Here is a 25,715-nt window from a genome sequence, read left to right on the forward strand (position 1 = left end):
TCGAAGAGCCAAATAAAAAACAACCTTCCTGTCCCAAGGTAATGATGGAGTTAATATCAAAAAAAGGTAAGTGAAAAGGACTTTCATTGTTTGGGCATGTTATTCGAAGAATTTCATGTGCGTTTTTATTGTTATTGGATTGGTAACATTTCCTGTGTTCTGGGCATATGGTATTTATGATGCGTATAAAACAGCAGAGAAGATCAACAATAATGGTGTATAATTTTTCCTAAGGACACTGCAGACATCACTTGTTCTGGCTGCATGTTGAGCCTTAAGAACTCGTTACGAAATAACCCAGGTAATGCATAATTATTTTGGGGTTTAGTCGATGAGTTTAATTGTGAAAATGGGGGAGTACAATCTAAAAAATTGCATAATTGCATATATTATTTAGTGGTGGATTCGAAGTAAAAATAAAAACAGCAGAAATTCGGTTCACTTTAAAAACAGAAAAAAAGATTAAGAAATACATATCAAACATCAAAAACGCTAAGTTATACTCCTCCGACTTTAGAATAGCTAATTTTCGATTCAGGATTCAGGGCCATATGGCTGAGATAATTTAAAATAACAAATCTGGATGATTATAACATTAAGCCACTGCAAGAAAATACTTATTACCTTGCAAAACATAGGCAGAAGTAACTGCTTTATAAGATGTTGCATTATACCCACATCTTCGAAAACTTAGATTACGTATCAAACTTTTGCTGCGTGGATGTCAACAATGGCTGATTCTGTGAAAAATAACCCGCGAAATAGGCCACCTGGTAATAATTGGCGAAATACATTATATACAATAATATTTGAGGCAGACACCCCCGCTGGAAAAATGTATGATGAAGTTCTGATTCTTACCATCCTGCTGAGCATTATTGTGGTTATGCTCGATAGTGTAAGTAATATCGCGGCTTTGTATGGTGGTTTATTACATTCTCTGGAATGGATTTTCACAATACTATTCACGGCAGAGTATCTTTTGCGCTTGACCTGTGTTGGTCGGCCCACCCGGTACGCCACAAGTTTTTTTGGTATCATAGATTTGATGGCAATTCTTCCGACATATATTAGCCTGATGTTGCCAGGCAGCCAGTATCTGCTGGTGATCCGGGGTTTGCGGTTACTCAGGGTTTTCAGGGTACTCAAATTTGTTCAGTATCTTGGTGAAGCTGATTTATTGATAAGAGCTTTACGTGCAAGCCAGCGAAAAATAATCCTGTTCCAATTTACGGTTTTGAATCTGGTAGTGATATTGGGCTCCCTGATGTACGTTATTGAAGGGGCAGAAAGCGGGTTTACCAGCATACCCCGCAGCATCTACTGGGCAATTATAACAATTACAACCGTAGGATACGGGGACATAGTCCCTGAGACAAATCTCGGACAGGCACTGGCATCAGTTATCATGCTAATAGGTTACAGCATTATAGCGGTCCCAACCGGTATTGTCACATCCGAGCTAACCTTTGCAAGCAGATCCTTTAAAGGAAGGGTATGTCAAAATTGCAGTTTTGAAGGGCATGACAGCGACGCTAAATTCTGCAAGCGTTGTGGAGCAGAATTGTGAACTCCCCCTGAACTAAAGACTCAGAGACTTCCTGTTTCATCCTTCAGACTATTATCCTCAAGTAAAACAGGCTCTACCCCGTGTCCGGTGAAAATATGTACTTGAGCTTCCTTTCGGATTCCAGTTTTCGCTGGCACAGTCTCTAGCCCTTAGAGAATGAGTATGATAGTGAAGTTTGCCCTGTTAACCAACTTGCGAGAAGTGCATTGTGGTGACAGCAAAATACCTATATCCTGTGCCTGGTTATCGCTTTAGGATTTCAGCATGGGATTTCAGCACAGGGTAATAGACTCCAAAATAGGAATAAGTTTGCAGAATCAGTAATATAAGAACGTGAGGAAATTAACGATTATATTCCACAAAGCTGAAGACTTGGGTTTTTACGCTTCTTCATATAATGCGCTTCTATTAAAAATATTTAAATATGTTCCGGTCATTTATCTTAAGGGAAGCAACATGTTTGGTCAACAAAAAGAAATTGAGTGCGAACTATTTGGAACATATAATAAAAATCTAGATAGATTTTTTTCACTAATAAAATTTACATTTGTAATATTTGGAATATATATTTTAACATTATCTAACTTATACAGTAACCTCAATATACACGCATTCGACAACGTACCAATCATTTCAACTTATTCTCTTCTTGCGTGTTTGCTCTTCATAAGCATAGCACTTATTATTCCATTTTCACAGCTGGTGTTACCAAAGGAACGCAAGTTTAAACAACTTGAGAGCTCGATTCAATTTAGAGAGGAAGACGAACTTAAAATACATAATAAAAAATTATATTTAGTAGTTCAACAACAGGACCATTATTATATAAGTTCATTTTTGCTAATTTTGCTTTCTCTTATATTCTTCTGTGGTTATTTCATACAGTTTGCAATTTGTGTTTCCATTCCGGTTTTCATAATCACCATTTTATACTCTCTTACATTTTCAGAATGGATAAAAAGAGAAAATAAAAGCATCAAAATTGTACAATCTAACGAAGGATAAAATAATTTTCCTTCGAATCTTATATTTTTTCACTTCCCCTCTATCTATGCTTTTCTTAACTCAGTTGTTCTATATCATGTATACAGAAAATATGGCCAATTACTGTATTGAGTGAACACAAAAAAAGATCAATAAATACATATCAAACAAAAAAAGCTAAGGTGAACTAATTTTTATTGACATCTAAAAGGCATCAAAAAACCGAAAAAAAGGAACAGGTCAAAAATATGGGTATGAAAATCAGTAACAATAGAAACTAAAGTAATCATATGATATTATCAAATAGAGAAGTACAAATAAAATCAATACCAATCATATATTGTGAAAGCTGGAGACGTCTTAAGAGTCTTGCACATCTCAAGACCTACATTATACAGATATGCTAACAACGGTTACATAAAAAGACTTAAACTTCCGAGTGGGAAATACAATTATGACGATGAATCCGTTTACGCATTTCTTAACAAAGATGTGGAACGCAAACATGTAATTTATTGCAGGGTTTCAACTGCAAAGCAGAAAATTGATCTAAACAACCAGGTTGAATTCCTTAAAAGCTGGTCTTTCAATTCTGGAATAAAAATAGATGCAGTGTATAAAGATATTGCTTCGGGCATTTCATTTGAGAAAAGGAAAGAATTCTTTGAGATGCTTGATGAAATACTTGCTTTCAGGGTTGAAACTGTAATAGTTGCATACAAAGACCGTTTAAGCAGAATTGGATTTGAATTATTTTCAAACTTGTTTGCAAAATTCGGGACAAAAATAATAGTGGTTTCAGAAGCAGGAAACAAGAAACTTGATTCAGAAGAAATTTTTGAAGAGATAATTTCCTTACTGCATTGCTACAGCATTAAACACTACAGCAAACGAAAAAACAACAAATCATTAGAAATAGAAGTGGAATAACATGGCACTTGTGACTAGAACTGAACAAATACAATTTAAATCCGAAACAATCTCAGCTCTAGCTCACGCATCCAAAAACCTGTTTAATAGTGCAAACTACATAATACGACAAAGATTCTTTGAAAATGATAAGCTATACCAGGAAACTGGTGAAAAGGGTGAAGGTATCTGGTATAAACAGCTTTACTCAATGCTAAAAAATACAGAGCAGTACAGGGCATTGCCAGCACAAACAGCTCAACAGGTACTTAAACTACTGGATAAAAGCTGGAAATCGTTCTTCAAAGCATTAAAAGTATACGCAAAGTCCCCAGAATTGTTTATGGGTCGACCTAAACCACCCAAATACAAACACAAAGATGGAGAACATATCCTGGTATTCACAAACCAGCAGTGTAAAATCGTAGATGGATTACTCAAATTCCCAAAAGCGGTAAACCTGGAATTGAAAACCAGACTGGTTGCTGTAGATCTCAGAGAAGTACGGGTAATCCCAAACGCAAATAAGTATACGTGTGAAATCGTGTACGACAAAACAGTTTCTGATAATGAAATTAACTCCAGTCGGGTTTTAGGAATTGATCCTGGCGTTCGCAATATTGCAACTATCGCAAACAACTTTGGTGCAAAACCAATTGTTGTTAAGGGTAATACTGCAAACAACATTAATCAGTTCTATAACATGAAAAAAGCCATACTTCAACATGTATACGATCTGGCTAAAATTAAATGGGGTAGCAAATTAGCAAAACTCGACTTCAAACGAAATAACATGATAAAGGATTATTTCCACAAACTTAGCCGTAGAATCGTTAATTACGCTATCAAAAACAATGTCAAATCAATCATAATTGGCAAAAACGAAAACTGGAAGCAAGAAGTTAACATGGGACGAAAAAACAACCAGAAGTTCGTTCAGCTTCCCCTGGCCAGGTTAATTGAGATGATCCAGTACAAAGCTCAGGAAGTCAACATAGAAGTTATTCTTCAAGAAGAGAGCCATACATCAAAATGTAGTTTCCTTGATAACGAACCTGTAGAACACAGAGCTGAATATGTCGGCAGACGAATCAAACGGGGTTTATTCAAATCTGCAACTGGGATAATCATCAACGCCGACGTCAACGGAGCTCTGAATATAATCAGGAAAGCAACTCCAAAAGCATTTGCAGACGGAGGGGAGGGTGTAGGGTTACACCCAACGAGATGTTTGATAACATCTTTTGAAGATATTTGATCACATTTTGATCATTTATGATAACCTAGACCAATTGTCAAAGAAAAACAGGAATTCTTATTTTTTCGCCGTGTTGATCCCTAAAATAACATAGGGAGTGCAGTGCCTTATTATCGAAGTGAAAAGGCCCGTGAAAGCTATCAAGGCAATGATCCATTTCAAAGGAGAACTTTTAACAAGATTCATTGCCAGAGCAGTAATTCCAAGTACTCCAAGCAAGGTTCGGAGAATCAGATCAAATCCCCCTACGTTTTCTTCAAGAAACAATTTTTTGAGATCCATCGGACAAAAACCCCTTATAAACCCTCTTACATACTTATAGATCCCTTCAATATATAGCGTTATTCTGTTTGTATTCTGTTTGTATTCTAATTGTATTCTATTCATATTCATTTGTCAAAAAAATCCTGTACAGGAAAACTGTAAAAGCCCCTGTAAAAAGTCCGTAAATTCCCGAAAAAACACAAAATATATAACACAAAATGAGAAGGTTTCTAACTATGCCCGAGATAAAAATTGACAGGTCTCTCTCATACATCGAAGGCACACAGCGTGTGTATGATGAAGCCACTACCCTTGAAAACACCAAAGCCCAGATAAAAAAGATAGGTGTCACCCGTATTGCAGATATCACAAACCTGGACAGGCTCGGAATTCCAATCTTCTCGGCAATCCGCCCCAGTGCCGCTCCGGGAGCTATCAGTATCTACTCAGGCAAGGGCTCGACCGATCAAAGGGCCCGGATTTCAGCAATGATGGAGAGTTTTGAGCGCTGCCTGGCAGAAAGACCCGGTGTGAATGCAAACATTGAGGGTGGTATTTCTGCCCCGGCACTCGTGGACTCCTATGCCTCTGCCATAGAAAACTACAGCGTGCTTGACCCAAACGCCCTGCTCCTATCCCAGCCCTTTACCCCCAGCTCCCTTATGGAATGGGTAGGAACATATGATTTGATGAACGGGGAAGAGACATTCATAAGCGCCAATGCGGTTTACCATCCCTACGACGCACCCGGGCAGTGCCAGAAACTTTTCCTGAGCAATACCAACGGGCTGGCTTCAGGAAATGTCCTTGAGGAAGCTATCCTGCACGGAATGCTTGAAGTTATAGAAAGAGATGCCATCAGCACAGCCCAGTTTACCCGTAATCTTGGAAAGGAGATCGTGCTGACAGAAGAAGACGGGTATCTTTACGAGCTTGCCCAAAAATTCAAAGATGCAGAAGTTGAACTCAAGGTCTGGCTTGTCCCCACAGATACAGGAATTCCGACAGTTATTGCAGCAACTGATGACGTAAAATTGAAAGACCCGGCTCTTCTGGTCATGGGAGCAGGTTCCCACCTTAAACCTGAGATCGCAGTTGCAAGAGCAATAACTGAAGCTGCGCAGTCGAGGGTTGTCCAGATTCAGGGTGCAAGGGAAGACACGGACAGGGAGGGCTTTATCAGGAGTGTAGGTCATGACCGCATGAAGCGCCTGAACTGGTTCTGGTTCGAAGAAGGAGAAAAAATATCCCTTTCCGAAGTGCAGGACATCTCCAGAAAAACCCCTGCGGAAAGCATCGACGTAATACTTGAAAACCTAAAGGGCCTTGCCGAAAAGGTGCTTGTCGTGGACCTCTCAAGAGAGGAAATCGCAGTGCCTGTAGTCAGGGTAATCATTCCGGGCTTTGAACTTTTCACAATCGACCGCGACCGCACAGGAAAAAGAATTGCTGCCGGGAAGAAGAAAGAATTTACCAGAAACAAAAACGAAAAGCCGTGGAAAAGAAGATGAAAGCAAGAGCAGTTATCTTTACCGGTAACAGCATCAGCCATGAGGATGCAAAAAAAATCCTCAGGGCAAAATACCAGCCCCCGGTACGCAGGTTCCAGCTTGAAAAGTTTGTCCAGCAGGGATATACGGTCATGGGAATCATAGATGGAATTTTCTTTGACCGGGCTGCAGTAGGGCACAGAGAAATCCTATCTGCCCTTAATGCAGGAGTAAAAGTAGTGGGCGGCGCCAGCATGGGAGCTCTCAGGGCTTCGGAACTGGACACACACGGCATGATCGGCGTAGGGAAGGTTTACGAATGGTACAGGGACGGGGTTCTTGAGTCTGACGACGAGGTAGCTGTAACCACCAACCCTGATACTTTTGAGCCCATCTCCGTGCCCCTTGTAAATATCCGGGAAACCCTGAAAGCCGCTCTCACTACCGGACTTGTAAGTGAAAAAGAGCACGATAGCCTCCTGGACCTTGCGATCAACACTTACTACCCTGACAGGAGCTATCTCGGGCTTACAAAAGAAGGGGCTAAAAAAGGCCTGATCCCGGAAGAAAAAAGGAAGATCCTTCTTGATTTTTGCATTAACAGCGAAGTTGACGTAAAAAGGCAGGACGCAGTTATTGTGCTTGAAACCGTAAAAAAACTTATTGAAGAGGCCTGATGCTAAGGTCTCCTCAAATCAACTATTTCGGCTCTCTAAACCTGTTTTTTCAGATATCTTCAATGAATTTCCTTTTATATTCTCGTCTTCCTTTGATATTTTTGTCTTCCTTTTTATTTCAGGGCTGTTTTCAGCTTTTCAGGCAAATCTCAGCTTTTCAGGCAAATCTCAGCGCTTTACGATATACAGCCTGATGATGTACAGGCTTACGAGCAGGACAATGAGATTATACACAGCCTTGAAAATAGGGATATACTGATACTCGAACCAGATATCGATTACTCGTGTTAAGGAGAAATAGAGCTGAAAGGTTGCCACAAGCAGGAGCAGCATGGCAATCACAAAAACTCCTTTCTTGAAGTTATCCCCGAGGTCTGACCCCTTTGCCCCTTTTGTCTCTGAGTTGAGTTCTTCTGTTTCACTCATCCAAACCGCCTCCTTAGAACTGCTGCCGAACAGAGCAGGACTGCTGCCAGAAACAGACTGAATCCTGGAGTTGCTCCTTCTTCTGCATAGTCCTCTTCAGGAACCATTCGAGGTTCATCCGCATTTTCAAATTCACTGGTCTGAATCTTCCTGGTTTCCGTGGAAGTCTTATCTTTAATCTTAATTTCCGGGTTGAGCTGGATATAATCGTCTCCGCGCCTGACAATAGTATCATTGTTCCAGATCAGCACTTCGACAACGTAGTTGTACTGGTCCGGCATGGTAAGGTTGACACTCCGGATAACTGTTGTTTCGGGCTTGATTTCCCCGGTCTGCATCCAGACCTTATCCGCAAGGAGACCCGCATCCATTTCCCGGACCTTGACAAGCATACGGAGATCCTGACTGGTGACCTTGCCCTCGTTTGTCAGATAGAGATCACTTTCAATGAGTACTTTTTTGTCTTCTACCTTCCTGACCCTGAAATCCATGTCGGAAATTTCAAGCCCTATGTCCTGCACGTCGGCAGGCAGAAAATCCAGGTTATAGACGTTGATTTCTCCGGTGTTCTTCTGAATATTTTCTTCGAAGAGAACTGAACGTATATTGTATCCTCCAGTCTTAGGCAGGCTCAAGCTCTGGCTTACGGCTTTTGTTTCCCCTTTTTTCAGCTTCCCAAGCTTTATTTCCTCCTGTACCTCAAGCAGCCCACTCTCCTTACTGTAAACTTTCAGAAGAAGAGAAGTATTTTTCTCTGTATCCCCCTGGTATTTTTCTACGTATGTCGTGACATTGAGGTCTACAAAAGAGGTCCCTGCACGATCTGCAGAAATGTCCATATCCCTGATGTTGTAGTAGCTTTCCTCTTCAAAACTCCGGATGCAGCCGCTTCCGGAGGCAAAAAGGAGGATAATGGACATCAAAATTAATATTTGGGTTAGTTTAATTCCCTGTTTTCCCAAGGTCGATCCTCCTCTTTATTAATTGTATTAAGAAGTATATGCTCTTTGTCTTCATCGACATCTCTTCCTATCCCCGGAAATTATTTGATGAAAATTATTTGATGAAAATTATTTGATGAAAATTATTAATATGAACGCACTTATATTCAGAGAGGGGATAAAATTATGGGGTATGAATCATGGGGAGCAAATTCTATAGAAAAATTCTGATTGCAACCGATGGCTCTGAAAGTGCCAGAAAAGCTGCAGATGCCGCAATTGAGCTCGCTCGCCTGAGCGGAGCAAAAATACATGCTGTATACGTTATCGACAGATCGATTTATTCTTCGGTTCCTGAAGATCTGGAGTGGAAAGAGGCAATGTATGCCCAGTTCAGGGAACTTGGAGGAGAAGCCGTTTCTTACGTGGAAAAAACTGCAAAAAACGCAGGTCTTGAAGTAGAGTCTGCCCTTCTTGAAGGGCATCCAGCAGAAGAAATTGTCAATTTTGCAGAAAAGAACGGAGTAGACCTGATTATCGTTGGCTCTCTTGGAAAAAGCGGAATCGAACGTTTCCTGATAGGTAGTGTGTCCGAAAAAGTAGTCAGGAACGCAAAAGTCCCGGTACTTGTTGTACGCGGAAAGAACAGTGAAAAAGGACTCAAAGTCAAGGGAGTTGCACCGGGAGGAGACTTATGAAACGAAAACCCTACAGGAAAATTCTGCTTGCAACCGACGGCTCGGAAAACGCAAAAAGCGCAGCTTGCTCAGGACTTGAAATTGCAAGGAGTGCCGGAGCTGAGGTCTATGCCGTATACGTCGCCGGCATTTCCTGCTGTTCTCCTATTATGCCCGAAAGTTATGACTGGGAGATAGGAAAAGAAGGCAGTGAAGCTGTTGCTGAGATAGAGAAAATGGGAAAGGAAACAGGCGTTACGGTGAATTCCGTCCTGCTGCAGGGGAACCCTGCTCAGGAAATTCTGGATTTTGCGGAAAAGAACGACATTGATATGATTGTGCTGGGAACACAGGGAAAAGCCGGAATTGACCGGTTCCTGCTTGGAGGAGTTACGGAAAAAGTAGTAAGGCATGCAAAAGCCGAGGTGCTGGTCGTGCGTGCGTCCTGCCTCTAAAAGAAAGATAGGCACAATGTAGCACAATATGGAACAATAAATAATCAAATTGATTCAACAAATTGAGGGGGAAATAATGCTGAACGAAAAGATGGAAGAAGCGCTGAATGAACAGATTAACAGGGAACTGTACTCGTCTTACCTTTACCTTGCCATGTCGGCATACAGTTCATCCATTGGACTTCCCGGATTTGCCCACTGGTTCAAGGTACAGGTCAAGGAAGAGACCATCCACGGGATGAAACTCTTTGACTACATTAACAGGCAGAGAGGAAAGGCGAAGTTAAAGGAAATCAAGGAGCCACCTATGGAATTCGGCACACCGATAGAGATGTTCAGAAAGACCTTGCAGCACGAACAGTTCATTACCCGCTCAATCAACGACCTGGTGGACCTTGCTCGTTCGGAAAAAGATGAAACTACAGCTTCTTTCCTCCAGTGGTATGTCGAAGAGCAGGTCGAAGAGGAAGAAAACGACAACGAGATTATTGATAAACTGAAAATTGCCGGGGAAAACAAAGAGGCTCTGTCAGCACTTGATGTTGAACTGGCAAAGAGGCTCCCTCCCAAGGATGAGGACGAAAGTATCTGAAAGCAAAAATTGGAGTAAAAAAGCAGAAGAAAAACTTAAGAAAATCTGAAAGATATCAGAGGTTAAATCAAATATTCTGAGACATTCCTCATCCTCAGAGAACCTTGACAACGGTTCAGATTCCGATGGCTGTGATCACTTTTCCCGCAGCCAATCGCATTCCTTTTATCCACACTTCCATATTCCGCTTTACCCGTAACTTATTGTATTCTGCAAATTATTGTATTCTGCAAATTATTGTATTCTGCAAATTACTGTATTCAGTAAATTATTTTGCCCTGTAATACTCTCCGGTTTCAGAGGCTATTTTCTCTATTTTGCCTTCACCAAGCAATTTTTCGAGGACAGGAGAAAGGCGTCCAGGACCCATACTTAGACCCTGCCATGTCTGTTCGAAGGTACAGGGTCTTCTAAGAAGAAGTGCATAAACCTCCTCCTCCGGGTCTCGGTGTAAAACCTTTCCCCTCTTATTTTTCCCCTTTAAAACCAGCCTTACTTTTTCGTCTCCAAACTCCGAAACGAAACGCTTCGCAATTTCCCTCAACCTCTCCTCAGAGACTGGCTTCACCCATTTTTCTGCAGGGGGACGGCTGACTGTCAGAACCTCGATCTCATCAGGACATATATACCTGATTGTTTGTACCAGTTTTTCGACCTCTTCATCAGTACTATTCAAAGGTTCACCTGTTTCACTTTCAAGAAACATAACCTCTAGTGCCAGCCTTTTTCCGGCACCGGCTTTTGCAAGTTCCCGCAGACCTTCGATTATTTCCTGCAGGGCTATGCCAGGGGCAGGCCTGTGTATCCTTCTCCAGGTATTTTCATTTCCGGAAACCAGGGTTGCAACAACCAGATCCGCCTGAGCCAGGTTCTTCCGGACATCCTCTTTTCCCACAAGAGAAGAATTAGTTATTACGCAGACAGGGACTCCACTTATTTTCTTGATACCCTGGATCATCTCCCCCAGGGAGAGGTTCAGAGAAGGTTCACACGTCCCGGAAAATGTGACATAGTCCAGGTTCTCGATATCTTTATTGAACTTCTGGAAGCTCTCGGAGACTTCTTCCGGAGTCACTGCTTCCCTCACATCTTCAGGACTTTTGAGTTTTGACTCAACGTGCCCTAGCTGGCAGTAGATACAGTCGTAGTTGCAGTTCTTTTTAGATCCTGCATTCTTTATTACATCTACTCCCAGAGATCTCCCAAGCCTTCTTGAAAGAAGTGGTCCGTAAACGATTCTTGATTTCATTTTTTAACTCTTCCTTTTTGCAAAATAAGGGAAGAAAAAAGTGAAAAATCCACCAGATTCTATCCTTAAAATTATTTTTCTACATTGCTTCCCTGAGGCAGAAGGGCCTTAAATTTCCAGGAAAGGGTTTTAAGTTCCTCTTTCAGTAGATTTCTCTTATTTTCAAGGAAATCTGTTTCAGACCAGGTCTGTGGCTGAGAAGGTGCGGAGTAATAGTATCCAGGAGATGTATCCCGAACAGCAGACTCCTCGGAATTCACAAACGCGGGGGCACTCCTGCACCTGAACCCCCTGTCCTTCCTGGCACACCCCATCCCACGGCCACCTCCGGATCCGGATTTGCGTCCTCCGGAATTATGTTCTCCAAATCTCCTTCCTGTCTTTGACCCGGGGCCCATTGGCCCTGTCCTATTTCCATTTGGCATTTACCTTCAACTCCTTTATATTGAGAGTGTCGGAAAAGTCGGAAGTTTAAGTCGAAAGTTTACACATAAATTCACACAGTGCCAAAAAATCCAATCAAAAGATATGGATCATAAGGCCTTTTGGAATTTATTGCCAATGCTTAAATGTGCCAAAATTTTGGCAATTATCGACTTTTCCAACGCTATCTATTACATTCTCATTCTTCTACACTGCTTTCCTGCAGCCTGACAGTTTTAAGTTTCCCATCAAGGGTTTCAAGTTCCTGCTTCAGGAGCTTTATCCGGTTTTCAAGGGAATCAGCTTCAGACCCGGTCTGTGACTGAGAAGGTGCGGGGTAGTAATACCCAGGGTACTCACCCCGGGCAACAAATCCTCCACCTCTTCCGAAACCGGGGGTTCTCCTGCACCTGAAACCCCTACATGCTCCGCGGCCTGCACCTCGGCCCATACCGCGCCCGGCTCCACCGCCAGCGCCCCGGCCTGCACCCGCAGGACCTCCGGTCATATAACCCGGGCTGTCACTGCCCGCGCAGTAACCCATAGTCCGTCCTGTCTTTGATCCCTGGCCCATCGGACCTGTTCTGTCTCCATATGGCATTGTTTCCAACTCCCTTCATTGTATCTTTTAAATTAAAATGAATTTTTTTATTCAGTCGTGATGGTCAGGTAAAAATCTTTAAACAACCCTGATAAGACAAATTGAAATGGAGTAGCAAAGGAGCACTGATTGTACCTTACTCCCACTCTTTTTTTCGAGCATCCTTTAACTCACTTCCTGACCATAGGGCTTCCGCATTTCTCGCACTTCACCTGGCTGCAGGAGACTCCCGGAATATGGGGAGTTTCATGCCCGCAGGCAGTACATACACAGTTCCCTTCAGGTCCGCCGAACCGTCCGCCCTGGCCTCTACCCTGGCCGCGGCTTCTTCCGCCGCCAACCGGACCCTGGCCTGAAGGACCTGTTCCGTCTCCTCTTGGCATCCTGTAATCCCCTCCTTCAATTCTGATTGCTTTTCCATAGACAAGCGCGTCAGTTACTTTTTCAAGTGCTTTTTTCAGAGCCCTCTGAAAAGTGGACTGATGGACCTCCATACGGACCGCAGCCTCGCCCTGGGAAAGGTTTTCCAGAAAGCTGAGCCTCATGGCCTCGAGTTCGTCGATTGTCAGAAGGACTTCTTCGGAAATTTGACCTTCGGGAGTCAAAGGCCTGAACTGCCTTGCCGAATGTTCGAAATCCACCATCCTTCTTTTTCTAGGACGCATAATTATGCATAATGATGCAAAACATATATAGTTTTGCATTCATATAGGCTCTTGCCCTAAAATAACACTCAAATAAAAAGAGAAGAGACGTGCGAATCAAGTTTTTATAGATGGGGTCCGAAAAACACGGCGAAATGTCAAGCAACCTGAACTCTATACCATAAAAAATGGCTTCGAATGGCTTTCTACCCAGCAAATTGAATCGAGAAAGGAACTTGCAAGTATAGTATCGGCTCACGCTTCATGGGGGCTTCCGAATCCACATTGTCTGGGATTATCCAGCTCTTTTCCAATAGCGATCAGCAATTGCTAGCTCCACGCTTATGTTCTGTAATCCGGAGTTCTGGATACTGTTCTTGGAAATTATCCGGGTTAGCAGTCACTTCCTGACCATTGGAATCCCGCACTTTTCACATTTCACCTCAATGCAGGGCACTCCTGGCTTGTGGGGCACCTCGTATCCGCACTCAGGGCATATACATGTCCCTTCCGGGCCACCGGTTCCTCCTCTACTCCTGCATTGCCCTCTGCCTTCCCGGCTTCTACCCACCGGACCGCTACCATTTCCTCCTGGCATCCTGTAATCTCCTCCTTCAATTTTGACTGATTTCCCATAAACAAATGCTTCAGTCACTTTCTCAAGTGCTCTTTTAAGCATCCTCCGAAAAGTAGATTGGTGAACATCCATACAGGACGCGGCATCAATCCGGGATAAATTTTCCAGGAAACTGAGCCTCATGGCTTCAAGTTCATCAACTGTCAAGACTATTTCCGCAAAGGAACCCTCTTCTAAATTTCCAGGTTTGAAATGCCTTAAGTGATGTTCAAAATTAACCATTATTCATTTCCTTGGGCGCACCATTATGCATTATTATGCAAAACGTAATACATATAATTTGCCATTACCATGCTCTTCAGAAAAAACAGGTCAAGAACAGGATAAATCAAGAACAGGATAAAAACTCGTCCGGTCAGGTATTAATACATGAAGCCTGAAAAGCACCGTTAAATGTTAAGCAACCTGGAATTAGATATCATGAAAAAAGGCTTCAAGTGGCTCTCTTCCCAGCAAATTCAGTCCGTAAAGGAACTTGCAAGTACAGTGTCGGCTCATGCTTTATGGGGACTCCCGAACCCCTATATTACCCGTCTAATCCGTAAAAAAGAAGGTGACTGCTGGGACTCCTCAATTAGAGATACGGCAAGAGCCTGTTCAGCCCTTTCGGCTGAAGGAATTATATTAAGAGCACCGGAAAAGTGGCTGTTATCCATGAAAAAAGGAGGCTCATGGAACGAAGACGTCTATGATACTGCCTATAGTCTTGGGGCTCTTGCTGATATGGAAGTTTCTGACAGGGAAGGATGTAACTGGTTATATGAAAACTACGGTCCTGCCTGGGAGCAAGTTGGTACTACTTCCCTTATAATCACAGCCCTCAAAAAACAGGAAAACCGGACAGGAAACAGGGATTTTGAGGTTTTTATCCGGGAAAGGGCTGAGTGGGTCCTTTCAAAAAAAGGAAAGGACGGAGGCTGGGAGCATATTTCCACAAGCAACCTGGCAATCCAGGCTCTTCTCCTTGCAGGATTCAAAAAAGAAGTGGGAGATTCTATAGACTGGCTCCTTGGAAAAGCCCGTGAAAGCGGAGCCTGGGGAAACAAAGTAGACGACATAAATGCAACTGCTCTGGCTCTGAGCACACTCGGGATATACGAACGGCCCTGAACAGGAAAACTGGATTTATTCCTTTGTCAATTTTCCTTTTTATTCGGAGATTTTTATCCGTCTCCTTCATTCGGATTTTTATATAGAACTTCTTTTCTTCTCAGTTTTTTGTCAGAACATGCCTACAAGAAGCTATTTTCCAAAAAATATAAATAAGAACTCGAATATAGTCAGGGATTCACCAATAAACATATATATTAAATAATATTATTTTATTTATTAATTAAGATTGATATAGAAAAAAACAAAAATAAAATTTTAATCTATTTTGTCTAGGAGGAAACCTGATCATGTAGATCGAATGGACTCTAAATCCGTTCAGCCGGGTTAGATTCCCGGGGTTTCCGCCACGTTTCTGAATCCCGGAATGGCACTTGCATAACATTCCACTGAAATTTTTTATAGAATCAGGAAACGCTTTCCAGAGTCTATAAACTATTCTATTGCCTGGGATTATCGATCTCTTTTCCGGGGTAGCTGTCAGCAATTGCTGGCTCCACGCTTATGTTCTGTAAGCCGGGGTTCTGAATACTGTTCTTGGAAATTATCCGGGTTTTAGTTCACCGAGGGTAACACTATGGATAAAAAACCACTAAACACTCTGATATCTGCTACAGGACTCTGGATGTCCAGGACCGGAAGGCTTCACAAAATCAGGCATCATGAGGTCTCAAAAAGGAAAATCTACATCGAAATGGAATGTGGAGAACGGCTTGTTGTGAACAATTCCCGGAGCTGCAGGACAGCACGGGCCCTGAGGCACCATAAGTACAGGAAGATCTGCAAACACTGCAGGGTTTCGGATGAGGACCTGAACAAGTTTCTCACAAGAACAAACGAAGACAAAAGCAACGTGAAAGTCACGGTAGTTTCTGCTCCAAAAATAAGGAAAGTGATGCCAAAATCAGTTGCAAGAACCCCAAAATCTCTTGAAAACATGGTACCGGAACAGGCTCTGCCTTCTGAGTCTCAACCTGCACCCGCTACACCAGTTTCAGCATTAACAACAGCACCTGCACCAGCTTCCGCACCAGAACCAGCACTAGCTTCTACACCAGCACTAGCTTCTACACCAGCACTAGCTTCTACACCAGCACCAGCTTCTGCACCAGCACCAGTTTCTGCACCAACACCAGCTTCTGCACCAGCACCAGTTTCTGCACCAACACCAGCTTCTGCACCAGCACAAGCTTCTGCACCAGCACCAGTTTCTGCACCAACACCAGCTTCTGCACCAGCTTCTGCACCAACACCAGCACCAGCTTCTGCACCAACACCAGTTTCCGCACCAGCACCAGCTTCCGCATCAACAACAATCTCCGCTTCGGCAATGCCTGCATCTACATCAGCACAGGGAATAACAAAATCAACTACGTCCCCGGCTGTTTCCCAGACCATCCCTGTTCAGGCGAGTGCTCCTGCACTTACAAAGAGCCAGATTGACAGGCTTGAAGGTCTGTTAAGCCCAAAGGATGAGATTTCCCTGGATTCCGGAACGCCTTTCAGAAAGCTTGAGTCCGAACTGCTGTCCCGAAGAAGAAAAGACCTGCAGCAGATCTATGCTGAAGAAAGGGAACATTACCTGGGAAAACTCGAACGCGAGATTACGAAATTCTTTGTTGAGAGGGGTTTTCTGGAGATAAAGTCCCCGATTCTGATCCCTATGGAGTATATTGAAAGGATGGGGATTGACAACGATAAGGAGCTTTCAAAGCAGATCTTCAGAGTTGATAAGAACTTCTGCTTAAGGCCCATGCTTGCTCCGAATCTCTACAACTACCTGCGCAAGCTTAATAGAGCCCTGCCTGACCCGATAAAAATCTTCGAGATAGGACCCTGTTACAGGAAAGAGTCTGACGGCAAAGAACACCTGGAAGAGTTTACCATGCTGAATTTCTGCCAGATGGGATCGGGCTGTACCCGCGAAAACCTTGAAGCCATTATTAAAGATTTCCTGGACTACCTGGGGATCGACTTCGAAATTGTAGGGGACTCCTGTATGGTCTATGGCGACACCCTTGATGTCATGCACGGGGACATGGAACTTTCCTCTGCAGTTGTTGGGCCCATACCCATGGACCGGGACTGGGGAATTAACAAGCCCTGGATAGGCGCAGGCTTCGGGCTCGAACGCCTGCTGAAGGTTATGCACGATTTCAAAAACATTAAGAGGGCTTCAAGGTCCGAATCCTACTACAATGGGATTTCCACCAACCTTTGACCTGCGATTCCATAAAAATCGCAGATAAAGATCCGGAAAATGTCGGAGAAGATATCAGAGAAGTAAATGAAACTCAAAACGGAAAACAGATCTTAAAATGGCAAACTGGTCTGAAAGGACCTGAAATAAAAAAGATCTGAAAGAATATCCGCAAACCTATGAGAGGGTGAAATTTTGATCCAAAAAATGGCAACCAACGAACTTGACAGTTTCGGGGAGAAAATCATTGACGGCTTTAACTTATCTGACGACGACCTGAGGGCTCTGCTCTCCCTTGAATCCGATGAAGAGCTGGAAAAGCTGTACTATGTAGCCCGAAAGGTCAGAAACTATTATTTCGGCAACAGGGTGTTTCTGAACTGCTTTATCTATTTCTCCACTTACTGTAAGAATCAGTGCGCTTTTTGTTACTATAACTGTAAAAACGAAATCAACCGCTACCGCCTGACCAGAGAAGAAATCAAAGAGACCTGCAAAACCTTAAAAGGGGCAGGTTTCCACATGATTGACCTGACAATGGGAGAAGACCCGTATTACTATGATGAGCCTGACCGCTTCGTTGAGCTTGTCCAGATAGTAAAAAAGGAACTTGGACTTCCCATTATGATTTCTCCGGGAGTGATGGATAACACCACTCTTCTCAAAGCCCGGGAAGAAGGAGCAAACTTCTTCGCCCTTTACCAGGAAACCTATGATCGAGAACTATACGACAAACTCCGGGTAGGGCAGTCCTTCGAAGGACGGTTTAACGCCCGCCGCTTTGCAAAGGAACAGGGGTACTGTGTAGAAGACGGGATTCTCACGGGAGTTGGAAACGATATTGAGTCGACAATTAAGTCCTTGAGGGGAATGAAAGCAAACGACCCTGATATGGTCAGAGTTATGACATTCCTGCCCCAGGAAGGGACTCCTCTTGAAGCTTTCAAAGAGAACTCAAACCTTTCGGAACTAAAAATAATTGCAATTCTCAGGCTCCTATTCCCGAAATGCCTGATCCCGGCTTCCCTTGACCTGGAAGGTATCGACGGCATGGTGCACCGCTTAAATGCGGGTGCAAACATTGTTACTTCCATCCTTCCCTCAGATTCAAAGTTAGAAGGTGTTGCCAACTATGACCGCGGCCTTGAAGAGCGGGACAGAGATATAAAAAGCGTAATCAAACGGCTTGAAAGTATGGGAATGGAACCTGCGCCACAGGCGGAGTTTGAGGCTGTCCTGGGGTTCTAGAATGAAAACGATCTGTCTTGTAGGGGGAAAGCTTCAGGGCTTCGAAGCTGCGTACCTCTCTAAGAAAGCCGGAATGAAAGTAGTTGTGATAGATAAAAACCCACAGGCCCTTATAAGGAATTACGCTGATGAGTTCCACTGTTTTAATATAATAAATGAACCGGAAAAACTCCTCGAGATCTCAAAAAATGTTGACGCCATATTGCCGGTAAATGAAAACCTTGAATGTATAGAGTTTCTGAGTTCCATAAAAGAAAAATTCTTCTGCCCGGTACTCTTCGATTTTGAGGCTTACTGGATCAGCAGGGATAAGAAAAAATCAAAAGAATACTTTGCGTCCATAGGAGTCCCGACTCCACAGGACAAACCATCGGAACCGCCTTATTTTGTAAAGCCCCCCTGTGAAAGCAGCAGTGTGGGAGCCAGGATAATTTATGATGAAGAGGAGCTTGGAGAGCTTGAGCCGGGCATGCTGATAGAAGAGTATGTGGAAGGAGACGTGGTTTCCCTTGAAGTTATAGGAGACGGAACCCATTTTGCTGTGGTAAAGGAAACCCTGGTCCATATTGACGGGACCTATGACTGTCATATGGTAACCCCTCTTCCTCCGGACCCTTCTTTCAGGGAGATATCCTATTCCCTTGCAGCAAACCTGCCCTTAAAAGGGATTATGGATGTGGAAGCAATCTCCGGCCCCCGGGGATTGAAAGTAATTGAAATCGATGCCCGCTTCCCGAGCCAGACTCCAACTGCGGCCTATTATTCGTCAGGGATTAACCTCATAGAACTCCTGTTCCGCGCCTTCGCAGAGGGCATTGAAGAGATCAAAACCCTTCCTGAAGACAGGTACTGCATTTACGAACACCTCATGCTTGCAGAAAATGGAGCCTTTATCCCTGTGGGAGAACAGGTACTTTCCATGGGCAATGATTACGGTAAATATTATGAAGAGCCCGGCATTGAAATTTTCCTGTGCAAAGGAGAGAACCCTGTATTCACCCTGGTCTTCTGGGGCAAAGATAGGGAAGAAGCCGAAACAAAAAAAATAACAGGGCTTTCGATACTGAGAGACCGCTTCGGAGCGGCTGTGTAAAACGTCAAGAATTCGCTCAAAGTAAGAATTTGTTTGGAAACAAAAAAGGGAGATATAAAAATGGCACTTTTAACCCCAGAAGACCTTGAGAACATTAAAAGACAGCTCCAGGAAGCTGATTCTGCTGTCCGGAGAGTTACAGGGCTTGACATAAAAGGAGTCTGCAAAGACTTCTACGGAACAACCTCATGCGGTGAAAAGGTAGGCATTGTGCCTGTGACCTCAGGAAACGGGATTATAGGAAATTTCTCGGCTTCTTTGCACGCAATTACCGAATATTTCGGGTTTGACAGTTTCGTTACAGGCATGCCTGACGTGAGCGGGTACTACGAGGCGGTAAGGAACGGCGCGCAAATTATCCTTATGGCAGATGACAATACCTTCCTTGCACATAATCTCAAAAATGGAAAAATAGCCAACAACCAGCCCTGTACAGGCATAATTTATGCGGAAATAGCCTCCAGATACCTGAAAGCCGATTCAAAGGACGTACTTGCCGTTGGCCTGGGAAAAGTGGGTTTTCCAGGAGTAGCGCACTTCGTACAGAAAGGGTTCAGGGTTTATGGATATGATGCTGACAAAGATCTTCTAGAGAAAACCGTATCCAACCTTGGGATTACTCCTTATGACCCCAAAAACCCCAGAAAATTCTCCATTATTTTCGAGGCAACGCCCTGTGCGGACACAATTCCCGAAGCGGCACTTTCCGAAAACTGCGTAATTTCTACCCCCGGGATTCCCTGCGCAATTTCCAGGGAACTTCAAAAGAAGTACGGAGTTGAACTTGTAATGGAACCTCTCGGGATAGGGACGGCATCCATGTTGTATTCTGTCCTGTGAAAAGCGTTAAAGGAAAAAAATGGCAAGTAAAGGAAAAGAGTGGGAAAATAGATCCCACGAATCTTATTTTGAGCCGGTGATGCGGAGTTTGGTGACGTCGATGGCGTCTTCGGGGCAAATGCTGACACACCCGAATTGCCGCCCGAATTGCGCCTCGGGATCTCAGGAAATCGGAGATTTTCTGGGAGTTGCACTGTAAGTGCAACAGTACGCGGTCCTTTTCGCTGCGCTCAAGAGGACTAAAAGTAAAGGAAAAAAGTGGGATAATAAATCCCACAACTTATTTTGTCCCTTTGATGCGGAGTTTGGTGATGTCGATGGCCTCTTCAGGGCAGACGCTGACACAACGGCGGCAGCTTGTGCCGAGGCATTTCTGGCTGTCGTATTTTGCGATCCTTTTGCCATCGGTTTCGACGATTTCGAGGGCGTCTTCAGGGCATTCTTCTACGCATTTCAGGCAGTAGATGCACTTATCCACAGGGACTTCGAGGATTATGCCTATTTCTTTGAGAATGGCAAGCCCGCCGACTCCGACCTGTTCTATATCCTTGCTGACCCGCTTTTCGATGGTGGCGTGTTCGAGGGTTTTCGGGAGTTTGGGCAGACCGTAGAGTTCAAGCATCTGGTCGTACATTTCGAGGGGCATACCCATGGTCCAGTAGGAGAGTTCGCAGAGATAGAAGTTATTGAAGGTCTCACTGGTAGCCATCATGAGATGGTCGGCAGTAATTCTTTTTGCAATCTCGATAACATCATCAAGCCTGGACCTGTTCAAAACAAGTTCCCGTGCAAGGGCAAGGGAGGTGTTTCCGAACTGTACGATTTTTTTGGCATAACCCGGTGCGGCTCCGAGCCTGCGGGCAGCTTCAGCGTCTACATAGGCTCCGGACGCCCCTGACATGTATGCATACTCAAGGTCTTCATACTTTATTCCGGACTCCACTATAAGGGTCATGTGAGCTGCACGAATCGCCCCTATGGCTTTTCCGGCTTCTTCGACATCCTTTTCAGTGATTTTAATTCCAGGGCCAAGAATCAGCTTCCCATTGGGAAGTTTCGGAGATTTTGTTATCAGCCCGCTTCTCATGGCCAGGGAAAAAGCCGAGATGACCCCGGTACCTGTGATGCCCACGGCCTCCCCACCATAGGACTCCTTAATCTCACCTGTGACTGGATGGATAAGGTAAGCGTCCTGCTTTTCCATCTCCTTATCAAGGACTATAATTTTCCAGTATTCGCCCTCGGGTTTCACGTCACAGATTGCCCCTGGGCTTGCAAGCATGCCGGAACTTATGCCCTGCCCTTCAATCGCAGGGCCTGCGGCAGCACTTGCCGTGATAATCCTGTCCCCGACCTTCAGGGCCATTTCGGCATTTGTCCCGTAATCGGTAACAAGTGCAGGTTCGGTCTGGCTAAGGAAATCAGTTTCCAGCATCATGGCAAGGGCATCGGCTCCGATCTCATGCCTGATTGCGGGGGGCACGATGACTTCACAGTTAGGCAGTTCCGTATCTCCGAAAATCTCTGAGGCTGGAAATACACGGGCATCTCTTTTTACATTCTGGACTCCGAGCATTTTCTGTTTGTTTTCCCCGGCGTATGCAAGGTCCCTTATTTCGATATTCTGAAAAAGAGAAAGCTGGATAGGGTTTCCACAAACTGCAAGCCTTTCAACCTTCGAAAGGTCGGCATTGAATTTCAGGAACATCCTCCTGATGGTTTCGATAATTACTCCGTGAGCTACATCCTCACCTGTTGTGATTGCAAAATCCAGGTGGTCCATGACATTTCCTCCGGGGAGAGGATGACCCATGGTTATGACTGTTTTTAAGGTTTCATTCGTTTCAAGATCAATAAGCTGGGCTCTAAAACCGCTGGTACCCAGATCAAGTGCTATTCCATACATTTTGTAGATCCTCCGGGAGTATGTTTTATCCGGGGTATCCTGGCACCATGGACAACCCCGTAAAAGAATGGGATATGATGAGTAACTTGTTCTAATCCGATACAGGAAAGAGGAGAATACAATGTTTTGATAACTTATTCAATATATAAGCTATTCCTGGCCCTCCCGAGTTGCGACTCGCCCGAATTGCGCTTTGGGATCTCAGGAAATCGAAGATTTTCTGGGAGTTGCGATGTAATCGCAACAGTACGCGGTCCTTTTCGCTGCGCTCAAGAGGACTGATTATGGCTAAATAATTTTAGTATGGCTAAATAATGTTAGTTATTCAACTTATATTCAACTTAAGAGGACTAATCGAAAAGGATACTTGTAAAGCTTTTCCATGCTTTACATGCTTTCCGTGGGTCACCTTTTAGGTTGAGATTGGTGAAGGAATTTTAAACCTGGCTATACTTTAGAGAAGTTAACCTTAATTAAATCCACGAGCCTCTATAATACATTAAAGTTTCCCCAAGGAGAGGGGAATAAAACAAATTTAGTTGTTTTGAGGAAATTTCCATCTAGTCGTAACGTTTTAATTGATAACCTTTTATAATATAATATTTAATTAAAGGATAATAATACATATTTATATATAGTAGGCTTTTTGATAATTAACGCTGTCTATATAACTTAGAGAGGGATTATAGATGACAGAATATACACCAAAAGAAAGATTATACCGTGCATTAAGGAAACAGCCAGTGGACAGAATGCCCGCTGTTTGTTTCACCCAGACCGCAACTGTTGAACAGATGGAAGCCTGTGGAGCCTTTTGGCCCGAAGCCCATGCAGACGCAACAAAAATGGCAACCCTTGCAGAAGCAGGACACACATTAATTGGTTTTGAAGCCGTGAGAGTCCCCTTTGACATCACAGCCGAAGCAGAACTTTTTGGCTGCGGAATAAAGGCTGGCGACCTTAAGCAGCAGCCATCTGTGATCAAGCACGTTGTCAAGAACCTGGAAGACCTGGACAAGCTCAGGGAATACAACCTGAATGAAGGCAGAATTAGTCAGGTACTCGAAGCCGTGAAGATCCTTTCGGAAAAATACGGAAAAGAACTCCCGATTATAGGCTCCATGATTGGTCCCTTCTCCCTTGCCCAGCACCTCAATGGAGACGCCTGGTTCGGAAACCTTTTCACCGGCGAAGAAGTTGTTCCTGCACTCCTTGACTTCTGCTCGGACTTCAATATAGCATACGCGAAAGCTATGGCTGAAAACGGAATGGACACCCTGGCAATCATCGACCCCACAGCAAGCTACGAACTCATCGGCGGGGAATTCTACGAAAAGTATGCCCTCCCCTACCAGAAGAAGATCGTTGATGCAATGAAGGAACTCGACATAGCTACAGTCCTCCATATCTGCGGAAACACCACCAAAGGTCTTTCGATCATGGAAAAGACCGGTGTGGAAGGTATCAGTGTTGACCAGAGGGTTGACATCGCAACCGCAAAAGGTAATGTGGAAAACGCACTCATCATCGGAAACCTCGACCCGGTAGCCGTACTCTGGAACGGAACCCCTGAGGACGTCGCAGCAGCATCAAAGAAGATACTCGATGCCGGAGTCGGACTACTCTCCCCAGGATGCGGGATTGTAAGCATGACCCCTACTGCCTGCCTCCAGAAAATGGTTGAGTGTGCCAAAAACCACAAGTACTGAACTAGCTGAACTTAAGTAGTACTGAACTTAAGTACATAACTAAAAAGAACAATCAGAAATAGAAATGCCGGCCCCAAAGCCGGCTTCACTTTTTTAGCTTCACTTTTTTATAATTTGCCTGTCTTCGGCCTGAAAAAAGTTGTATTTTGCTTATTCAACCCTCAAATGTTCCGGAAGATTGCTCCAATTACGCTCCAGTTCACACGTGCTGAGCCAGAGTCAATATTTAAGGATTTCTTTTCAAACAATATACAGCTGAAAGTATTTGAGAACCAGAAACCCCATTTATTGAGGCAGATCTTGAGGCTCATAAATACATCATATATATAATTTTCGATTGTTAATCCCGCTGTAGGCATTTCAGGAAAGAAAGAGACGCGAAATACAAATTTTGGGCGCTACAATCTGAAAATTCCTTATTTAAAATATTCTATTGTAATATATAATAAAGAAATATACTACTCGTTTATATATCATAATTTCCATTGTTATTTTAGGATATTGTATCTGAATAATCAGGACAATTCCAGCAGTTCCAGCAGGTATACTGTTGGGAAAATTTGGGATATGAGTAGCTAATTTAATTCGACTGGGAAAAGAAACAAATTTGCAGTCTCCACCAAATAAATTCCCAGGTTACAATGTAAGGAGAAAAGAAATTATTCACAACGGATCCCGAACTCTATTCGGGTAAAATGGCAAATGGTAGTGAATAATTCCAGTGATAGACAATTCAGAAAATAACGCAAAGGCACCCCTTGCGCCCAATGGCAAAATAAGAGGCAGCAGGGACTTGCGATATAGTGAGAACCCCACGCATACGCTTATTTTGGCTAGCGGAGCTTGGATTCAGGCTAAAACCTTTACGAAATTCTTGTCTATTATTGTCAAAAAACATTGTACCCCCCAACGATACCGCATAGAACAGCGAGCTCAATGGAGGTTTAAACAAAAATGGCAAACCAAGAGATTTTTGATAAGTTACGCGACGCGATCGTAAACCAGAACGTCGCAGGCATTGCACAGTTGACCCAGGAAGCCCTGGCTGCAGGAATTGCACCCATTGACATTATCACAAAGGGCCTTTCCCTCGGGATGAAGATTATCGGTGACAAGTTTGAAGCTGCCGAGATTTACCTGCCCCAGATCATGATGTCTGCAAAAGCAATGAGCGTTGCAATGGAAATCCTTACTCCTGAACTTGAAAAGACCAAAGTGGAAGGAGAAGAAACAGGACTTGCAATCACCTTTGTTGCAGAAGGAGACATCCACGATATCGGACACCGCCTTGTCACCACCATGCTCGGAGCAAACGGGTTTGAGATCCTTGACCTCGGAACCGATGTCCTCAATGAAACCGTTGTTGAAGAAGCTGCTAAGCACAAAGGACAAAAGGTTCTCCTTGTCGGCTCAGCCCTCATGACAACCTCGATGCTCGGCCAGAAAGACCTCATGGACAGACTCAAGGAAGAAAACCTCAAGGACAGCGTAAAGTGCATGTTCGGAGGAGCCCCCGTATCCAAAAAGTGGATCGAGGAAATCGGAGCAGACGCAACTGCAGAAAATGCTGCAGAAGCTGCAAAGGTAGCCCTTGAAGTTATGAAATAATCCTGAGGAGGCCGAAGAATATGACATTCACAAAATCATTTGACTGCTACGAATTTTACAACAGAGCAAAAGTAGGAGAAAAGTGCACCCAGGACGACTGGGACCTTATGAAGATCCCCATGAAGGCAATGGAGCTCAAGCAGAAGTACGGGCTTGACTTCAAGGGAGAGTTTGTCCCGACAGACAAGGACATGATGGGAAACC

Annotated in this window: 28 protein-coding genes; 19 read left to right on the forward strand and 9 right to left on the reverse strand. The window is 43.8% G+C overall.

All coding sequences use genetic code 11. From position 1 onward, the window contains the following. Nucleotides 1-730: 730 nt before the first annotated feature. From PHF18_RS15480 to PHF18_RS15495, 4 genes are all read left to right on the forward strand, one after another. Entirely contained in the window at nucleotides 731-1,570 is an 840-nt protein-coding gene (locus PHF18_RS15480; protein WP_300104439.1) for an ion transporter, read from the forward strand. Between the two features lie 333 nt (nucleotides 1,571-1,903). Further along, complete coding sequence (locus PHF18_RS15485) at nucleotides 1,904-2,575, forward strand: hypothetical protein (RefSeq protein WP_300104399.1); 672 nt, start codon at nucleotides 1,904-1,906, stop codon at nucleotides 2,573-2,575. A 321-nt stretch (nucleotides 2,576-2,896) separates the two neighbouring features. After that, a complete protein-coding gene (locus PHF18_RS15490) occupies nucleotides 2,897-3,484 on the forward strand; it encodes an IS607 family transposase (RefSeq protein WP_300104401.1) in 588 nt (195 codons plus the stop codon). 1 nt (nucleotide 3,485) lies between these two features. Then, nucleotides 3,486-4,721, forward strand: a complete 1,236-nt coding sequence (locus PHF18_RS15495; protein ID WP_300104403.1) for a transposase — start codon at nucleotides 3,486-3,488, stop codon at nucleotides 4,719-4,721. Nucleotides 4,722-4,778: 57 nt separating this feature from the next. Here PHF18_RS15495 and PHF18_RS15500 read toward each other — a convergent pair whose 3' ends face one another. Further along, a complete protein-coding gene (locus PHF18_RS15500) occupies nucleotides 4,779-5,003 on the reverse strand; it encodes a DUF2892 domain-containing protein (RefSeq protein WP_300104405.1) in 225 nt (74 codons plus the stop codon). Between the two features lie 218 nt (nucleotides 5,004-5,221). On the opposite strand from PHF18_RS15500, the gene PHF18_RS15505 reads away from it, so the two are divergent. Then, on the forward strand, nucleotides 5,222-6,496 hold the full coding sequence (locus PHF18_RS15505) for a YcaO-related McrA-glycine thioamidation protein (protein WP_300104406.1): 1,275 nt from the start codon (nucleotides 5,222-5,224) through the stop codon (nucleotides 6,494-6,496). Further along, a complete protein-coding gene (locus tag PHF18_RS15510) occupies nucleotides 6,481-7,152 on the forward strand; it encodes a TfuA-related McrA-glycine thioamidation protein (RefSeq protein ID WP_300104408.1) in 672 nt (223 codons plus the stop codon). The genes PHF18_RS15505 and PHF18_RS15510 overlap by 16 nt, the downstream gene beginning before the upstream one ends. Before the next feature lie 168 nt (nucleotides 7,153-7,320). On the opposite strand, the gene PHF18_RS15515 is transcribed toward PHF18_RS15510, so the two are convergent. Both PHF18_RS15515 and PHF18_RS15520 read right to left on the reverse strand, forming a co-directional pair. Continuing rightward, the gene (locus PHF18_RS15515; RefSeq protein WP_300104409.1) at nucleotides 7,321-7,578 is read right to left on the reverse strand and encodes a hypothetical protein; all 258 of its coding nucleotides are present in this window, start codon (nucleotides 7,576-7,578) and stop codon (nucleotides 7,321-7,323) included. Further along, nucleotides 7,575-8,498: a hypothetical protein gene (locus PHF18_RS15520; RefSeq protein ID WP_300104411.1), complete on the reverse strand. Its 924-nt coding sequence runs from the start codon at nucleotides 8,496-8,498 to the stop codon at nucleotides 7,575-7,577. Before PHF18_RS15520 ends, PHF18_RS15515 begins: the two co-directional genes overlap by 4 nt. A gap of 221 nt (nucleotides 8,499-8,719) precedes the next feature. Here PHF18_RS15520 and PHF18_RS15525 point away from each other — a divergent pair, with 221 nt between their 5' ends. From PHF18_RS15525 to PHF18_RS15535, 3 genes are all read left to right on the forward strand, one after another. Beyond that, nucleotides 8,720-9,217, forward strand: a complete 498-nt coding sequence (locus tag PHF18_RS15525; RefSeq protein WP_300104412.1) for a universal stress protein — start codon at nucleotides 8,720-8,722, stop codon at nucleotides 9,215-9,217. Then, nucleotides 9,214-9,651, forward strand: a complete 438-nt coding sequence (locus PHF18_RS15530) for a universal stress protein (protein WP_300104414.1) — start codon at nucleotides 9,214-9,216, stop codon at nucleotides 9,649-9,651. The genes PHF18_RS15525 and PHF18_RS15530 overlap by 4 nt, the downstream gene beginning before the upstream one ends. Before the next feature lie 76 nt (nucleotides 9,652-9,727). Continuing rightward, the gene (locus tag PHF18_RS15535) at nucleotides 9,728-10,243 is read left to right on the forward strand and encodes a ferritin (RefSeq protein ID WP_300104416.1); all 516 of its coding nucleotides are present in this window, start codon (nucleotides 9,728-9,730) and stop codon (nucleotides 10,241-10,243) included. Between the two features lie 268 nt (nucleotides 10,244-10,511). Here PHF18_RS15535 and PHF18_RS15540 read toward each other — a convergent pair whose 3' ends face one another. The 5 genes from PHF18_RS15540 to PHF18_RS15560 all read right to left on the reverse strand — a co-directional run bounded on the left by PHF18_RS15540 (nucleotide 10,512) and on the right by PHF18_RS15560 (nucleotide 14,019). Then, nucleotides 10,512-11,492, reverse strand: a complete 981-nt coding sequence (locus PHF18_RS15540; RefSeq protein WP_300104417.1) for a radical SAM protein — start codon at nucleotides 11,490-11,492, stop codon at nucleotides 10,512-10,514. 71 nt (nucleotides 11,493-11,563) lie between these two features. Further along, nucleotides 11,564-11,917 carry a DUF5320 domain-containing protein gene (locus PHF18_RS15545; protein ID WP_300104419.1) on the reverse strand — a complete coding sequence of 118 codons (354 nt, stop codon included), beginning with the start codon at nucleotides 11,915-11,917 and terminating at the stop codon, nucleotides 11,564-11,566. A gap of 197 nt (nucleotides 11,918-12,114) precedes the next feature. Continuing rightward, nucleotides 12,115-12,516 carry a DUF5320 domain-containing protein gene (locus PHF18_RS15550; RefSeq protein WP_300104420.1) on the reverse strand — a complete coding sequence of 134 codons (402 nt, stop codon included), beginning with the start codon at nucleotides 12,514-12,516 and terminating at the stop codon, nucleotides 12,115-12,117. A 170-nt stretch (nucleotides 12,517-12,686) separates the two neighbouring features. Continuing rightward, nucleotides 12,687-13,181 carry a DUF134 domain-containing protein gene (locus tag PHF18_RS15555; RefSeq protein WP_300104422.1) on the reverse strand — a complete coding sequence of 165 codons (495 nt, stop codon included), beginning with the start codon at nucleotides 13,179-13,181 and terminating at the stop codon, nucleotides 12,687-12,689. Between the two features lie 379 nt (nucleotides 13,182-13,560). Then, nucleotides 13,561-14,019 (reverse strand): DUF134 domain-containing protein, encoded by a 459-nt coding sequence (locus PHF18_RS15560; RefSeq protein WP_300104424.1) that lies wholly within the window; start codon nucleotides 14,017-14,019, stop codon nucleotides 13,561-13,563. 171 nt (nucleotides 14,020-14,190) lie between these two features. Here PHF18_RS15560 and PHF18_RS15565 point away from each other — a divergent pair, with 171 nt between their 5' ends. The 7 genes from PHF18_RS15565 (at nucleotide 14,191) to PHF18_RS15595 (ending at nucleotide 20,487) form a co-directional block, all read left to right on the forward strand. Next, nucleotides 14,191-14,907 carry a hypothetical protein gene (locus PHF18_RS15565; protein ID WP_300104426.1) on the forward strand — a complete coding sequence of 239 codons (717 nt, stop codon included), beginning with the start codon at nucleotides 14,191-14,193 and terminating at the stop codon, nucleotides 14,905-14,907. Between the two features lie 577 nt (nucleotides 14,908-15,484). Then, nucleotides 15,485-17,128 (forward strand): pyrrolysine--tRNA(Pyl) ligase, encoded by a 1,644-nt coding sequence (gene pylS, locus PHF18_RS15570; RefSeq protein ID WP_300104427.1) that lies wholly within the window; start codon nucleotides 15,485-15,487, stop codon nucleotides 17,126-17,128. After that, the gene (locus PHF18_RS15575) at nucleotides 17,125-17,268 is read left to right on the forward strand and encodes a hypothetical protein (protein WP_300104428.1); all 144 of its coding nucleotides are present in this window, start codon (nucleotides 17,125-17,127) and stop codon (nucleotides 17,266-17,268) included. Before pylS ends, PHF18_RS15575 begins: the two co-directional genes overlap by 4 nt. 34 nt (nucleotides 17,269-17,302) lie before the next feature. Then, the gene (gene pylB, locus PHF18_RS15580) at nucleotides 17,303-18,355 is read left to right on the forward strand and encodes a methylornithine synthase PylB (protein ID WP_300104429.1); all 1,053 of its coding nucleotides are present in this window, start codon (nucleotides 17,303-17,305) and stop codon (nucleotides 18,353-18,355) included. 1 nt (nucleotide 18,356) lies between these two features. Next, nucleotides 18,357-19,448, forward strand: a complete 1,092-nt coding sequence (pylC, locus tag PHF18_RS15585; protein WP_300104430.1) for a 3-methylornithine--L-lysine ligase PylC — start codon at nucleotides 18,357-18,359, stop codon at nucleotides 19,446-19,448. A gap of 60 nt (nucleotides 19,449-19,508) precedes the next feature. Beyond that, a complete protein-coding gene (gene pylD / locus PHF18_RS15590; RefSeq protein ID WP_300104431.1) occupies nucleotides 19,509-20,288 on the forward strand; it encodes a 3-methylornithyl-N6-L-lysine dehydrogenase PylD in 780 nt (259 codons plus the stop codon). A gap of 19 nt (nucleotides 20,289-20,307) precedes the next feature. Continuing rightward, entirely contained in the window at nucleotides 20,308-20,487 is a 180-nt protein-coding gene (locus PHF18_RS15595) for a hypothetical protein (RefSeq protein ID WP_300104433.1), read from the forward strand. Nucleotides 20,488-20,568: 81 nt separating this feature from the next. On the opposite strand, the gene PHF18_RS15600 is transcribed toward PHF18_RS15595, so the two are convergent. Then, nucleotides 20,569-22,194: a methylamine methyltransferase corrinoid protein reductive activase gene (locus PHF18_RS15600; RefSeq protein ID WP_300104434.1), complete on the reverse strand. Its 1,626-nt coding sequence runs from the start codon at nucleotides 22,192-22,194 to the stop codon at nucleotides 20,569-20,571. A 689-nt stretch (nucleotides 22,195-22,883) separates the two neighbouring features. On the opposite strand from PHF18_RS15600, the gene mtbA reads away from it, so the two are divergent. The 3 genes from mtbA to PHF18_RS15615 all read left to right on the forward strand — a co-directional run. Next, nucleotides 22,884-23,903: a methylcobamide:CoM methyltransferase MtbA gene (gene mtbA / locus PHF18_RS15605; RefSeq protein ID WP_300104435.1), complete on the forward strand. Its 1,020-nt coding sequence runs from the start codon at nucleotides 22,884-22,886 to the stop codon at nucleotides 23,901-23,903. Nucleotides 23,904-24,857: 954 nt separating this feature from the next. Beyond that, nucleotides 24,858-25,511, forward strand: coding sequence for a methyltransferase cognate corrinoid protein (locus PHF18_RS15610; RefSeq protein WP_300104436.1), 654 nt, complete (start codon nucleotides 24,858-24,860; stop codon nucleotides 25,509-25,511). Between the two features lie 20 nt (nucleotides 25,512-25,531). Beyond that, a partial coding sequence (locus tag PHF18_RS15615; RefSeq protein ID WP_300104437.1) for a monomethylamine:corrinoid methyltransferase occupies nucleotides 25,532-25,715 on the forward strand: 184 nt, incomplete at its 3' end.

Source organism: Methanosarcina sp., from assembly GCF_028693135.1.
Lineage (GTDB): Archaea > Halobacteriota > Methanosarcinia > Methanosarcinales > Methanosarcinaceae > Methanosarcina.

What these genes read in the sequence shown, in the direction of transcription:
- pylD (WP_300104431.1), top strand. Translation starts at nt 19,509, where the DNA reads ATGGCACTTTTAACCCCAGAAGACCTTGAGAACATTAAAAGACAGCTC.
- PHF18_RS15545 (WP_300104419.1), bottom strand. Translation starts at nt 11,917, where the DNA reads ATGCCAAATGGAAATAGGACAGGGCCAATGGGCCCCGGGTCAAAGACA.
- PHF18_RS15505 (WP_300104406.1), top strand. Translation starts at nt 5,222, where the DNA reads ATGCCCGAGATAAAAATTGACAGGTCTCTCTCATACATCGAAGGCACA.
- PHF18_RS15495 (WP_300104403.1), top strand. Translation starts at nt 3,486, where the DNA reads ATGGCACTTGTGACTAGAACTGAACAAATACAATTTAAATCCGAAACA.
- PHF18_RS15520 (WP_300104411.1), bottom strand. Translation starts at nt 8,498, where the DNA reads ATGTCCATTATCCTCCTTTTTGCCTCCGGAAGCGGCTGCATCCGGAGT.
- mtbA (WP_300104435.1), top strand. Translation starts at nt 22,884, where the DNA reads ATGACAGAATATACACCAAAAGAAAGATTATACCGTGCATTAAGGAAA.
- PHF18_RS15525 (WP_300104412.1), top strand. Translation starts at nt 8,720, where the DNA reads ATGGGGAGCAAATTCTATAGAAAAATTCTGATTGCAACCGATGGCTCT.
- PHF18_RS15565 (WP_300104426.1), top strand. Translation starts at nt 14,191, where the DNA reads ATGTTAAGCAACCTGGAATTAGATATCATGAAAAAAGGCTTCAAGTGG.
- PHF18_RS15540 (WP_300104417.1), bottom strand. Translation starts at nt 11,492, where the DNA reads ATGAAATCAAGAATCGTTTACGGACCACTTCTTTCAAGAAGGCTTGGG.
- PHF18_RS15535 (WP_300104416.1), top strand. Translation starts at nt 9,728, where the DNA reads ATGCTGAACGAAAAGATGGAAGAAGCGCTGAATGAACAGATTAACAGG.
- PHF18_RS15610 (WP_300104436.1), top strand. Translation starts at nt 24,858, where the DNA reads ATGGCAAACCAAGAGATTTTTGATAAGTTACGCGACGCGATCGTAAAC.
- PHF18_RS15560 (WP_300104424.1), bottom strand. Translation starts at nt 14,019, where the DNA reads ATGGTTAATTTTGAACATCACTTAAGGCATTTCAAACCTGGAAATTTA.
- PHF18_RS15555 (WP_300104422.1), bottom strand. Translation starts at nt 13,181, where the DNA reads ATGCGTCCTAGAAAAAGAAGGATGGTGGATTTCGAACATTCGGCAAGG.
- PHF18_RS15550 (WP_300104420.1), bottom strand. Translation starts at nt 12,516, where the DNA reads ATGCCATATGGAGACAGAACAGGTCCGATGGGCCAGGGATCAAAGACA.
- PHF18_RS15600 (WP_300104434.1), bottom strand. Translation starts at nt 22,194, where the DNA reads ATGTATGGAATAGCACTTGATCTGGGTACCAGCGGTTTTAGAGCCCAG.
- PHF18_RS15530 (WP_300104414.1), top strand. Translation starts at nt 9,214, where the DNA reads ATGAAACGAAAACCCTACAGGAAAATTCTGCTTGCAACCGACGGCTCG.
- PHF18_RS15515 (WP_300104409.1), bottom strand. Translation starts at nt 7,578, where the DNA reads ATGAGTGAAACAGAAGAACTCAACTCAGAGACAAAAGGGGCAAAGGGG.
- PHF18_RS15500 (WP_300104405.1), bottom strand. Translation starts at nt 5,003, where the DNA reads ATGGATCTCAAAAAATTGTTTCTTGAAGAAAACGTAGGGGGATTTGAT.
- PHF18_RS15595 (WP_300104433.1), top strand. Translation starts at nt 20,308, where the DNA reads ATGGCAAGTAAAGGAAAAGAGTGGGAAAATAGATCCCACGAATCTTAT.
- PHF18_RS15480 (WP_300104439.1), top strand. Translation starts at nt 731, where the DNA reads ATGGCTGATTCTGTGAAAAATAACCCGCGAAATAGGCCACCTGGTAAT.
- pylC (WP_300104430.1), top strand. Translation starts at nt 18,357, where the DNA reads ATGAAAACGATCTGTCTTGTAGGGGGAAAGCTTCAGGGCTTCGAAGCT.
- pylS (WP_300104427.1), top strand. Translation starts at nt 15,485, where the DNA reads ATGGATAAAAAACCACTAAACACTCTGATATCTGCTACAGGACTCTGG.